The sequence below is a fragment of the Streptococcus sp. HMSC071D03 genome (assembly GCF_001812125.1).
In the GTDB taxonomy this organism is placed as follows: Bacteria; Bacillota; Bacilli; order Lactobacillales; family Streptococcaceae; genus Streptococcus; species Streptococcus pseudopneumoniae_N.
The window spans coordinates 1-12,126 of sequence record NZ_KV807684.1; the positions used below are offsets into that span (position 1 = coordinate 1).

The 12,126-nt window shown below is 39.0% G+C and carries 11 protein-coding genes; 2 read left to right on the top strand and 9 right to left on the bottom strand.

Annotated elements, in window-relative coordinates; all coding sequences use genetic code 11:
• Positions 1–6: 6 nt before the first annotated feature.
• The 4 genes from HMPREF2837_RS00050 to HMPREF2837_RS00065 form a co-directional block, all read right to left on the bottom strand.
• Complete coding sequence (locus HMPREF2837_RS00050) at positions 7–483, bottom strand: class I SAM-dependent methyltransferase (protein ID WP_053090644.1); 477 nt, start codon at positions 481–483, stop codon at positions 7–9.
• 455 nt (positions 484–938) lie between these two features.
• Positions 939–2,132 carry an MFS transporter gene (locus HMPREF2837_RS00055; protein WP_049548313.1) on the bottom strand — a complete coding sequence of 398 codons (1,194 nt, stop codon included), beginning with the start codon at positions 2,130–2,132 and terminating at the stop codon, positions 939–941.
• A 76-nt stretch (positions 2,133–2,208) separates the two neighbouring features.
• Positions 2,209–3,072 (bottom strand): XRE/MutR family transcriptional regulator, encoded by an 864-nt coding sequence (locus tag HMPREF2837_RS00060; RefSeq protein WP_049548314.1) that lies wholly within the window; start codon positions 3,070–3,072, stop codon positions 2,209–2,211.
• A 1-nt stretch (position 3,073) separates the two neighbouring features.
• Positions 3,074–4,975: an ABC-F family ATP-binding cassette domain-containing protein gene (locus tag HMPREF2837_RS00065; protein WP_049548315.1), complete on the bottom strand. Its 1,902-nt coding sequence runs from the start codon at positions 4,973–4,975 to the stop codon at positions 3,074–3,076.
• 153 nt (positions 4,976–5,128) lie between these two features.
• Here HMPREF2837_RS00065 and HMPREF2837_RS00070 point away from each other — a divergent pair, with 153 nt between their 5' ends.
• Both HMPREF2837_RS00070 and HMPREF2837_RS00075 read left to right on the top strand, forming a co-directional pair.
• Positions 5,129–6,847, top strand: coding sequence for a phospho-sugar mutase (locus tag HMPREF2837_RS00070; protein ID WP_049548316.1), 1,719 nt, complete (start codon positions 5,129–5,131; stop codon positions 6,845–6,847).
• 111 nt (positions 6,848–6,958) lie between these two features.
• Entirely contained in the window at positions 6,959–7,306 is a 348-nt protein-coding gene (locus tag HMPREF2837_RS00075; RefSeq protein ID WP_049548317.1) for a DUF6568 family protein, read from the top strand.
• A gap of 36 nt (positions 7,307–7,342) precedes the next feature.
• Here HMPREF2837_RS00075 and HMPREF2837_RS00080 read toward each other — a convergent pair whose 3' ends face one another.
• The 5 genes from HMPREF2837_RS00080 to HMPREF2837_RS00100 all read right to left on the bottom strand — a co-directional run.
• Positions 7,343–8,152, bottom strand: coding sequence for an MBL fold metallo-hydrolase (locus HMPREF2837_RS00080; protein WP_049548318.1), 810 nt, complete (start codon positions 8,150–8,152; stop codon positions 7,343–7,345).
• A gap of 1 nt (position 8,153) precedes the next feature.
• On the bottom strand, positions 8,154–9,503 hold the full coding sequence (vicK, locus tag HMPREF2837_RS00085) for a cell wall metabolism sensor histidine kinase VicK (protein WP_049548319.1): 1,350 nt from the start codon (positions 9,501–9,503) through the stop codon (positions 8,154–8,156).
• On the bottom strand, positions 9,496–10,200 hold the full coding sequence (gene yycF / locus HMPREF2837_RS00090) for a response regulator YycF (protein ID WP_049548320.1): 705 nt from the start codon (positions 10,198–10,200) through the stop codon (positions 9,496–9,498). Before yycF ends, vicK begins: the two co-directional genes overlap by 8 nt.
• Positions 10,201–10,267: 67 nt before the next feature.
• The gene (gene mutY, locus HMPREF2837_RS00095; protein ID WP_049548321.1) at positions 10,268–11,428 is read right to left on the bottom strand and encodes an A/G-specific adenine glycosylase; all 1,161 of its coding nucleotides are present in this window, start codon (positions 11,426–11,428) and stop codon (positions 10,268–10,270) included.
• Between the two features lie 513 nt (positions 11,429–11,941).
• The coding region (locus tag HMPREF2837_RS00100; protein ID WP_186823190.1) for a transposase at positions 11,942–12,126 on the bottom strand (185 nt) is incomplete at its 5' end.

Consider the following 12,126-nt stretch of genomic DNA (forward strand, 5'->3'; position numbering starts at 1 on the left):
CGTGAACTAGGATTCTAGTTTCGCAGGAAGTCTAATATCTTTATAAGGTTTTAAATCACATACTGCAAGTTCAATCTTTGTCATTTCTTCTAACCAGTTTTCTTTACTCTTAAATTCATTTGGTTGTAGACTGTAAAATGTTCGAATCCCCAAATAGTTTTCTAATTTAAGACCAGACAAAGCTAATAATTCCTCTATCGTATAAGTAGAACCACTTGCAAAAGATAGGCTCTCAAAGTTTTCACCATTGAGTAAGCTAAATGCTTGATTGATATCATTAGCAAAAATAACACTTTGTAGAACTTTTCCAACTTGATTATACTTGATAATTGAAATCAAGCCATCATCTTTTAAAATTCTTTTGAACTCCAGAATATAGTCTTTTCGGTCATTAGGACCTATATATTCTAAAACATTATGGCAAAGGACAAGATCAAAAGATTTATCCGTAAAACGAGCGAGTTGGTCAATACTTCCCCGCAATTTTTCATAAGCTCTTAAATTCAGTCAACTTTATCACCTCTGAGCTAGCTTTTAACTCCATAAAATGACTAATCTTAACTTGGAAAAATCCTATTAAAAAATAGAATCCCTACACCCTTTATTATACTACATTAACAGAAAAAAAGACTGAAGCAGATGGCATTTACGGATCTATACTATTGTAATCGGTCAATTCCCTAAAATTATCACCTGGTCCATTTTATTGTATACAGATGAGGTGTAATTTGAGCATGCCCTTTTATAACTCAATTAGTATTAAAAATAAGATAGAAACTTCAGGAGGGCTACTGTCTTGTAGCATTTTTTTACCTTGATAAATTTAACAAATCGTAGAAAATAGTTAAAAAGTCTTTAAAATTAAAAAACGCATAATATCAAGACTTCAAGTGTACTGACCCCAAAAAGTTAGACAATTAATTTATTCAATTTCATCTTCAATTTTGGTTTTGCTCACTCGAATCCTTCTTCTGTCTTTGAATATATACTATCGATATCAACGAAAGTAAAATAACTCCAAGACCGATAATTAAAAAGGAACCTAAATGAACGCTTGGTAGAAAGGTCATTAACCCTTTTGCAATCGGCATAAAGAGAATTGCCAGTGTAAAAATGGTACTCAATACCCTCCCCAGATAGTCTCCGTCAACTTTAGTCTGTACCTGAGTAAAGAAGTGAATATTAAAAACTGTCATAAATAATTCACAAACTAGGTTTCCGGAAAAAGTAAGAAAATTAGGCAGTGGTAAGCCCATCATGAAAACTCCTACTCCTGTGAGGATCAATAAGAACAAAAGTGTATTCATACTCGATTTAAATTTATTTGCTATCAGTGCTCCAATTATTGAGCCAATTGCACCCATGGTTAAGATAGTCGCATAGGCTCCTTCAACACCATAGAGTTTATTTGAAAAAGGGAGTAAAAATTCAAAGGCCGCAAAAAAGAAATTAACGCTGGAAGCCACTAACAAGAGAAAGAAAATTTCTTTTTGATGCCTGATATAGTGCAAGCCATCTTTGATATCTGCAAAAATATCTTTCCCGGTGAAACTCTTCTGCTCTTGAACCTTTGGTTCTTCTTTTGGAAGTAAAGCGACTAGAGCAAAAGCAATGAAAAAAGTCAGAGCATCTAGTAAGAGCGTCATATGAAGACTAGCAAATTGTAAAACAAGAAAAGAAAGCACAGGAGAGCTAACACCTACAACCTGCAAAACTAACTCTAAGCGTGAATTGTAGGTCACTATCTCGTCTTTTTCTACAACTTCTGTGATAATAGCTTTATTGGCAGTTCGAGAAAATGCAAAGGCAATGGCTTGAACAATATTAGCAAAGATCAAAGCTCCAATCATCCAGTTATCATTTCTGATAAAAGAAATGGCCAGACAAAGAATCCCACATACCAAGTCTGTTGTCATCAAAATCTTGCGACGAGAAAAACGGTCTGAAATCACTCCACCAAAAGGATTAACTAGAATGGATGTAACGAGTTCAGAAATCTGATAAATCCCTAGAACGGTTTGCCCAATCGTTCCCATCGATGCCAACCAAACACTATTTCCATAATCATAGAGCATATTTCCTATCTTGTTTATAGCTCCACGACTAATTAACTGTACTGCGTATCGATTCATAAAAACTCCTCTCAAATTTTGAAACTATTGTATCAAAACTTGGAGGAGTTTCTCATTTTTCCCATATTTGGGAAAATTAATCTTTTACAAATTTATCATAATGTTCCTGATAGTAGGCTACCTGCTCTGGAAGACCTAGTAGGACAAAAATACGCATGGCCTCTTGCATTTGGCTACAGCCTTCTTCTTTTTGGCCCTTCTGATAAAGGGAAAAGCCTTTAAGAAAGTGGAAAACATTACGCTCATAGAGTTTGATGCTCTTACCTATGATCTTCACTATATACGCTTCAAAGTAGCTGGCATTTTCAAAAGCAAGATGTTCTAAACAATGCTGGTAACAATTAAGGGCTAAAATCAAGACCAGTTTTCGATGGCGTCCAATTTCTTTGTAGAAATCCTCCCTCTCCATCACTTCTCTACCAAGTCGAGCAACATAGTCCACATCATAAAAGCTATAGAGATTGCCAAAGAGGATCAACTCATACATGGTCCATTCATCTGTTTGGAAAAGATAATCTGCCACCTTATCCAGATCACCTTGCTTCATAGTGAAGCTAGCATCTCTTTGACAAATCAGACCTTGTAACAAAATCCAGTTCAGCTCAAAATAGAGGGGTTTTGTTGAACTCTTAGCCTTTTCAAGTTGTTCTTCTTGAAGTTTTTGAAAACCTTCAATATCATTTGAGTAGTAAAGTGGAATAATCTGAGCCATCAAGCCGACATGCTCATGATGTTGAAAATTTCTAGTCTTATCCATAAAATTCTCAATCGTCACGTGAATATTATCTAATATTTCAAAGAAACGAGATGCAGCCAGATCCGACTCCCCCAATTCAAAGCGGGATAATTGGGAGGTCGAACAGGCCTCTCCTGCAGCTTCTTTTAGAGAGTAATTTTTACTGATTCGAAATTCACGAAAAACTTTTCCAAGATTTTCCATCTTACACCTGCTCCGATAATTCTTCCCACTCTAGCATTGCTTCTTCTTGACGCTGGCTAATTTTATCCAGTTCTGCTTGTAATTGCATGAGTTCATCTGCATCATTGGTGGTATGCATTTGTTCAGAGATAGCTTGGGCTTGAGTTTCCAGTTCTTCGATTTCTGTCTCAAGACTTTCAATTTGTCTCATTAACTTACGAAGTTCTTTTTGACTTTCCTTTTGAGCTTGGTAGTCATTAACTGGAGAAACCTCATTTTCTTGGCTAACAGCTGCCGCTTCTTCCGCTTGGCTAGCTGCTAGCTCTGCTTTTTTATCAACATAATAGTCATAATCACCTAGATAAAGGGTTGACCCGTTCTCAGATAATTCCAACACATGAGTGGCCACACGATTGATAAAGTAACGGTCGTGGCTGACGAATAGAAGAGTTCCATCGAAGTCAATCAAGGCATTTTCTAGCACTTCCTTGCTATCAATATCCAAGTGGTTGGTCGGCTCGTCAAGGATCAGAAAGTTGTTGTTTTCCATAGACAATTTAGCCAAAAGCAAACGAGCTTTCTCTCCACCTGAAAGCATGCCAACTGATTTTTTAACATCATCACCTGAGAATAGGAAGGCACCTAGACGATTACGAATTTCTAGTTCAGGAGTCAGCTTGAAATCATTCCAGAGTTCGTCTAAGACTGTATTGCTCGGTGTCAGTTTACTCTGAGTCTGGTCATAGTAACCAACCTCAACATTAGCACCAAAGCGCTTCTCACCCTTGATAAAGGGAATCTGGTCCACAATGGATTTTATAAAGGTTGATTTTCCAATACCGTTAGGACCAACTATAGCAATGGCATTCATCTTACGAAGATCAAGGTTGATTGGCTCTGATAAGATTTCACCATCATAGCCAATAGCAGCATTTTCAACTGTCAAAACGACATTACCAGATACCCTATCAGAATGGAAGGTCATATTAGCTGACTTTTTCCCAGCTTCAGGCTTGTCCAAACGCTCCATTTTTTCTAATTGTTTGCGTCGAGATTGGGCTCGTTTGGTTGTCGATGCTCGAACAAGATTTCGGTTAACAAAGTCTTCTAAGGCAGCAATTTCCTTCTGCTGCTTTTCGTAGTTTTTGGCTTCAGTTGCGAGCTTCTGTTCCTTCTGCTCCACAAAACTTGAGTAGTTTCCTACATATCTATCTAAAGAATGTTTGGTTAAGTCGAGTGTTATGGTCGCAACCTTATCGAGGAAATAACGGTCATGGCTGACGATAATCAAGGCACCACTGTAGTTGACCAAATAGTTTTCTAACCAGGCAATAGTTTCAATATCTAGGTGGTTAGTCGGCTCGTCCAAGACCAAGAGATTAGGCTTTTCAAGAAGCATTTTGGCTAGCGCTAGACGGGTATTTTGACCACCGGAAAGCTCAGCGATTCGCATCTGCCACATAGATTCGTCAAACTTGAAACCATTTAAGATAGAGCGAATATCGGCTTCATAGGTAAATCCTCCAACCTGACGGAAATTTTCTGATAGGCGATCATAGTCAGACATAAGTTTGTCTAATTCTGCACCAGTCTTTTCCCCCATTTCCAACTCCATCTGTCGAAGTTGTCTTTCAGTACGACGCAAGTCATCAAATACATGTAGCATTTCATCGTAAATAGTGTTTTCAGACTCAAAGAGACTATCCTGTGCGAGATAAGAGAGGGAAATATCTTTTTTCTTATTGATTTCACCAGTGGTTGGCTCCTCTTCTCCAACCAATATCTTGAGTAATGTAGACTTTCCTGCACCATTTTTTCCAACGAGGGCAATTCGGTCTCTTTCATCCACTTGTAGGTTTATATTATCAAAAAGAACCTCTCCTGCAAAAGAACGTTCAATTTTATTAGCTTGTAAAATAATCATACAAGTAGTATAGCATGTTTCCCTAAGGCATTCAAGACTCGATAAACAGGCATATGTCACTACTTTTCTGAAAATTATGCTACCGTTTTACTAAAACGCTAAAAAGTGCTATAATGTGAACGGTTAGAACAATTTATAAAAAGGAGAATTTTAATGTCTTACCAAGAGAATTACCAGAAATGGGTTGATTTTGCGGAGCTTCCAGACTACCTTCGTCAAGATTTGGAAAATATGGACGAAAAAACTAAGGAAGATGCCTTCTATACAAATCTTGAATTTGGTACTGCAGGTATGCGTGGCTTGATTGGCGCTGGTACAAATCGCATCAACATCTACGTTGTTCGTCAAGCTACTGAGGGATTGGCTCGTTTGATTGAGTCAAAAGGTGGAAACGAAAAAGAACGCGGTGTAGCAATTGCCTACGATAGCCGTCACTTCTCACCTGAGTTTGCCTTTGAATCTGCGGCAGTTCTTGCTAAACACGGCATCAAATCTTACGTATTTGAAAGCCTTCGTCCAACTCCAGAACTTTCATTTGCCGTTCGTCACCTCAACTGTTTCGCAGGTATCATGATCACAGCTAGCCATAACCCTGCTCCATTTAACGGTTACAAGGTTTACGGTGAAGACGGTGGACAAATGCCTCCACACGACGCGGACGCTTTGACTACTTATATCCGTGCAATCGAAAATCCATTTGCAGTTGAGGTTGCTGATGTGGAAGCTGAAAAAGCTTCTGGCTTGATTGAAGTTATCGGCGAAGCTGTCGATGTAGAATACCTCAAAGAAGTCAAAGACGTAAACATCAACCCAGCCTTGATTGAAGAATTTGGTAAAGACATGAAGATTGTCTACACACCACTTCATGGTACTGGTGAAATGTTGGCTCGTCGTGCTCTTGCCCAAGCAGGATTTGACTCTGTTCAAGTCGTAGAAGCTCAAGCAACTCCAGACCCAGACTTCTCAACTGTTAAATCTCCAAACCCAGAAAGCCAAGCAGCCTTTGCACTTGCAGAAGAACTTGGTCGCCAAGTAGGCGCTGATGTGCTTGTTGCAACTGACCCTGACGCTGACCGTGTTGGTGTTGAAGTCCTTCAAAAAGACGGTAGCTATCTTAACCTTTCAGGTAACCAAATCGGTGCTATCATGGCTAAATACATCTTGGAAGCCCACAAAAACGCTGGAACTCTTCCAGAAAATGCAGCCCTTTGCAAATCTATCGTATCAACTGACTTGGTAACGAAGATTGCTGAAAGCTACGGCGCAACTATGTTCAACGTCCTGACTGGTTTCAAATTCATCGCTGAAAAAATCCAAGAATTCGAAGAAAAACACAATCACACTTACATGATGGGATTTGAAGAAAGTTTCGGTTACTTGATTAAACCATTCGTGCGTGACAAAGATGCTATCCAAGCTGTCCTTGTCGTTGCTGAACTTGCTGCTTACTACCGTTCTCGTGGTTTGACTCTTGCTGACGGTATCGAAGAAATCTACAAAGAATATGGTTACTACGCTGAAAAGACAATCTCTGTTACCCTTTCAGGTGTCGATGGTGCCGAACAAATCAAAGCTATTATGGCTAAATTCCGTAACAATGCTCCAAAAGAATGGAACACAACAGCTATCACTGTCGTAGAAGACTTCAAGGCTCAAACTTCTACTGCCGCTGACGGTACTGTTACAAACTTAACAACTCCTCCAAGTGATGTGTTGAAATACACACTTGCTGACGGTTCATGGATTGCCGTTCGCCCTTCAGGCACAGAACCAAAAATCAAGTTCTACATTGCAGTTGTAGGTGAAACCAACGAAGAATCACAAGCTAAGATTGCTAACATCGAAGCAGAAATCAATGCTTTTGTAAAATAAAGTCCTATAAAAGATGAGACCAACCAATCTCATCTTTTTTTCGTATCAAAACTAAGCATTTTTAGCATTTTTATGGCATACTAGTCTTATCAAAAAAAGCGAGGTATTCTCATGGAACAATTTTTAGAAAACATCAAAGATCTTGAAGTGACAACAGTTGCGCGTGCTCAAGAAGCGCTCGACAATCAAGAAACAGCAACTTTCTTTATCGGCCGCAAAACTTGCCCTTACTGCCGTAAATTTGCAGGTACATTAGCAGGTGTGGTAGCTGAAACAAATGCACATATCTACTTCATCAATAGTGAAGAACCAAGCCAACTTGAAGCTTTACAAGACTTCCGCTCACGCTATGAAATCCCAACTGTACCAGGCTTTGTTCATGTTAAAAATGGACAAATCAATGTCCGTTGTGACTCTTCAATGTCAGCTCAAGAAATCAAAGAATTTGCTGGGTTGTAAAATAGTCTATAAAAAAGAAGGCATAGGCCTTCTTTTTTATATCTCAGTCAATGGTGTTGCGGTGTCTGGTGAAGTATCGTAAACTTGAAAGTCTACTCCTACCCCCAGATCTGCCTGAGCTAACTGATTGACCATGGTCATGTGGGCTAGCTCCTTGATATTATTTTCCTTAGACAAATGGCCTAGGTAAATCTTCTTGGTACGATTTCCTAGAGTGCGAATCATAGCGTCTGCTCCATCCTCATTTGAGAGATGTCCAAGATCAGACAGGATGCGTTGTTTGAGTCGCCATGCGTAGGATCCTGCTCGCAGGATTTCCACATCATGATTTGACTCGATCAGATAGCCATCTGCATTCTCGACAATGCCAGCCATACGATCACTAACATAGCCTGTATCCGTCAGCATGACAAAGCTCTTATCATCCTTCATAAAACGATAAAACTGGGGAGCGACTGCATCATGACTCACACCAAAGCTCTCAATATCGATGTCGCCAAAGGTTTTGGTTTTTCCCATCTCGAAAATATGCTTTTGCGACGAGTCAACCTTACCAAGATACTTACTATTTTCCATAGCCTGCCAAGTTTCCTCATTGGCGTAAAGATCCATGCCGTACTTACGAGCCAGAACGCCCACGCCGTGGATATGGTCTGAATGCTCATGGGTTATCAAGATAGCATCCAAATCCTCTGGTTTACGATTGATTTCACTCAATAGGCTTGTAATTTTTTTGCCAGATAGTCCCGCATCTACTAAAATTTTCTTTTTTGGTGTTTCCAAGTAAAATGAATTTCCACTGGAACCCGATGCTAAAATACTGTATTTAAAACCGATATCACTCATTCTAGTCTTCTAGTTCATCCTCCCAAATCTCTTCTTTGACGGCATCTTTATCGTATGGAAGTACGATGGTAAAAGTAGATCCCTTGCCATATTCACTCTTAGCCCAGATAAAGCCCTTATGTTGCTTGATGATTTCCTTAGCAATAGCTAATCCTAGTCCTGTTCCACCTTGGGCACGACTTCTAGCCTTATCAACCCTGTAAAAACGGTCAAAAATCTTCGGTAAATCTTCTTTAGGAATCCCAAGCCCTTGGTCCGAAATTGATAAAATCATCTGATCATCTGTAGTCTTCATGCTTACAGTGATTTTTCCACCATCTGGTGAATATTTGATGGCGTTATTCAGGATATTGTCAATCACCTGGGTCATCTTATCCGTATCAATCTCAATCCAAACAGAAGTAATCGGATAATCTCTCACCAACTCGTACTTCTTCTCCTCATCTTGACTTTTCATTTTATCAAAACGATTAAGGATAAAGGTGATAAAGGCCGTAAAGTTAATCAATTCAACATCTAAGTGACTAGTTGCGTTGTCAATCCGTGATAGATGCAAGAGGTCCGTCACCATCCGCATCATACGGTTGGTTTCATCCAAAGAAACCTTGATAAAGTCTGGAGCAACCGGTTCTGTCAGCGCTCCTTCGTCCAAGGCCTCAAGATAGGATTTTACACTGGTCAAGGGTGTACGCAACTCATGACTAACGTTCGAAACGAAAAGCCTTCTCTCACGTTCTTCCTTCTCTTGTTCAGTCGTATCATGTAGAACTGCTACTAAACCAGAGATAAAGCCAGACTCTCTACGAATCAAGGCAAAACGAACGCGCAAACTGATATATTCGCCATTAAGATTCTGCGAATAAATCATCAACTCAGGGCTCTGAGTAATAAGTTCTCTCAGCTCATACTCTTCTTCAATCTTGAGTAACTCTAAGATATTTTGATTAAGAGCATCATCCCTTTCAACTCCAAGTTGTCTCTTGGCCATATCATTGATCATGATAATCTGACCACGACGATTGGTTGCAAGCACTCCGTCTGTCATGTAGGACAGGATACTATGCAACCTTTTACTCTCTTGTTCCAGATTTTCCTGAGTCAGACGAATGACTTCAGATAAGTCATTAAGATTGTTGGTGATATTGGTAATCTCTGAACTTCCCTGCATATCCAAAACCTGAGAATAATCACCATCAATCAAATCTTTTATTTTCTGATTGATCTGCCTCAAACGAATATTATCACGACGACTCTCAAGCAAGAGAAAAGACACTAACAGAATAAAGCCAATTAAGATGAGGATAAAGATAAAGTCGCTCGTCAAAATTGTTTGTCTAATTACTTCAATCATTATTTCTCATATAATATCCCACTCCACGACGAGTTAGGATGTATTCGGGTCTGCTTGGTGTATCTTCAATCTTCTCGCGCAAACGTCTAATGGTTACATCAACTGTACGGACATCTCCAAAATAGTCATATCCCCAAACAGTTTCAAGAAGATGTTCTCGAGTAATAACTTGTCCAAGATGAGAAGCTAAATGATGCAAGAGTTCAAATTCGCGGTGGGTTAGGTCTAACTCCTCACCATATTTCTTAGCCACGTAGGCATCTGGTAAAATCTCCAAATCACCAATCTGCAGACTTTGTAATTTCGTTTCAGATTCTTGGCTATCAACTGAAACAATATCTGTACGACGGAGAAGAGCTTTAACACGGGCCTGTAGTTCACGATTTGAAAATGGCTTGGTTACATAGTCATCCGCTCCAAGTTCAAGCCCAATAACCTTATCAAACTCGCTATCCTTTGCTGAAAGCATGATAATAGGAACACTACTTGTCTTACGAATAGTTTTTGCGACTTCAAGTCCATCAATCTCTGGAAGCATCAAATCCAAGATAATAATATCTGGTTTCTCAGCTTCAAATTGTTCAAGAGCTTCACGACCATTAAAAGCAGTTACAACTTCATAACCTTCCTTGGTCATATTAAATTTTATAATATCTGAGATGGGTTTTTCATCATCTACAATTAGTATTTTTTTCATTTAGTCACCTTTTTCCTTATCTCATTATACCAAAAAAATGTAAAGAAGACACGAAAGACCGATACTATCAGCTTCTTTTCAAGTAGGCTTGCCAGATCTTTTGTTGAGGTTTGGCTAGGGGATAATTGCTAAATTCTTCTGGACGTAACCAAAGGACTTCTCTATCAGCGTATTCCTGCGACTCAGCAACTCGCCCTGCAATTATCTGGATATGCCATTTACGATGGCTAAAAACATGCTTGACCTCTTCAAAACGTAGATCTTTCCAATCAACTTCTAAATCATAGTCTTGTTCAAAACTCTCCTGTGGAGATGGTCCAAGCTGTAAAATTGATTCCGCTACTTGACTAAAAAGGTCCAAGTCCTGAGTCTGGTCTGAGAAGTCATCAACTTCAATCAAGGGAAAATGCCAAAAACCAGCCAAGAGTTTTTCACTCTCATTCTTTTCTAATAGAAACTGACCCTGACTATTTTGCACTACAAGAGCCTTTAGAAAAATAGGAACTGGCTTTTTCTTTGGAGCCTTAATGGGATAGCGATCCATGGTCCCATGTTGGTAAGCAGCACTGAACTCCTTAACAGGACTCTCCTCAGGTCTTGGATTAACAGGAGCCTCAATATCTGAACCTAAATCCATCAAAGCCTGATTGAAATCACCTGGACGATCAGGATCTATTAGAACTTCCATCATCGCTTGAAATATTTTTCGATTGCTAGGATTTCCAATATCATGATTGACTTCAAACAAACGTGCCAAAACACGCATGACATTGCCATCTACTGCAGGCTGTGGAAGGTTAAAGGCAATACTAGAAATTGCACCAGCTGTATAAGGACCAATCCCTTTTAAGCTTGAAATACCTGCATAAGTTGACGGAAACTTGCCTTCAAATTCACTCATAATCTGTTGAGCAGCTGTTTGCATATTGCGGACACGAGAATAATAGCCAAGTCCTTCCCAAGCTTTTAATAAGCGTTCCTCAGCTGCATTTGCTAAGCTTTCAACAGTCGGAAACCAGTCCAAAAAACGTTCATAATAGGGAATGACGGTATCAACTCGAGTCTGCTGCAACATAATTTCAGATACCCAGATATGATAAGGATTCTTGCTTCGTCTCCAGGGTAAATCACGCTTGTTTTCGTCATACCAGGCTAATAATTTTTGACGGAAAGAAAGAATCTTGTCCTCTTCCCACATGGTCACACCATATTTCTCCAAATCTAACATATTTCTAGTATAGCATAACCTTTTAGGATACTCAAAAAATCAAGATAGACATTGAAGAAAACACTTTTCTATCATAAAATACAACACTTATTAGTTAAGTAAAATGGAGAAAAGATATATTCTGTTCATAATACTCTAATTTTTATATAGCTACTTGTCAGTTTTAATTTTAAATGTTGACTTAAGTTAAATATAGTGGATTGAAATAAGATATAAACAAATTGATTAGGGGAGTCAAATCAATTTCTAGCAATGTTTTAGAAGTCGAAATGAACTATTCTTTATTTAGCCTACTATAATAGTTATGATGATTCCCCAAACTTAAGCTAAAAATACAAATCATAACCACCCGTCTAACGGGTGGTTTGCCCCAGGGCTATAAGCCCAAATTACCAGCCAGCGCCTAAAGACGCTGGCTTTCACGTTGTTCAAGCCTCATTGCTCTTGACTCGTCACTTGCCTCTCAAAGAGGCTTTAGTATTACTTACCACTATCCCTAAAGGGATCCTCATATTATTTCACACTTAATTTATCTAGTGCTATATCTTGCTTTTCCTGATTTTGGATGTATTTCCTTATTGTGGCTTCATTAAGCTCTACTGTACTCACATAATAACCTTCCGACCAGAAATGTCGATTCCCAAACTTGTACTTGAGGTTGGCTTGTTTGTCAAACATCATGAGTGCACTTTTACCCT

Bases quoted from the DNA above. Each gene is read 5' to 3' on its own strand.
- HMPREF2837_RS00070 (WP_049548316.1), top strand. From the start codon at position 5,129: ATGTCTTACCAAGAGAATTACCAGAAATGGGTTGATTTTGCGGAGCTT.
- HMPREF2837_RS00060 (WP_049548314.1), bottom strand. From the start codon at position 3,072: ATGGAAAATCTTGGAAAAGTTTTTCGTGAATTTCGAATCAGTAAAAAT.
- vicK (WP_049548319.1), bottom strand. From the start codon at position 9,503: ATGATTGAAGTAATTAGACAAACAATTTTGACGAGCGACTTTATCTTT.
- HMPREF2837_RS00055 (WP_049548313.1), bottom strand. From the start codon at position 2,132: ATGAATCGATACGCAGTACAGTTAATTAGTCGTGGAGCTATAAACAAG.
- yycF (WP_049548320.1), bottom strand. From the start codon at position 10,200: ATGAAAAAAATACTAATTGTAGATGATGAAAAACCCATCTCAGATATT.
- HMPREF2837_RS00065 (WP_049548315.1), bottom strand. From the start codon at position 4,975: ATGATTATTTTACAAGCTAATAAAATTGAACGTTCTTTTGCAGGAGAG.
- HMPREF2837_RS00080 (WP_049548318.1), bottom strand. From the start codon at position 8,152: ATGAGTGATATCGGTTTTAAATACAGTATTTTAGCATCGGGTTCCAGT.
- mutY (WP_049548321.1), bottom strand. From the start codon at position 11,428: ATGTTAGATTTGGAGAAATATGGTGTGACCATGTGGGAAGAGGACAAG.
- HMPREF2837_RS00075 (WP_049548317.1), top strand. From the start codon at position 6,959: ATGGAACAATTTTTAGAAAACATCAAAGATCTTGAAGTGACAACAGTT.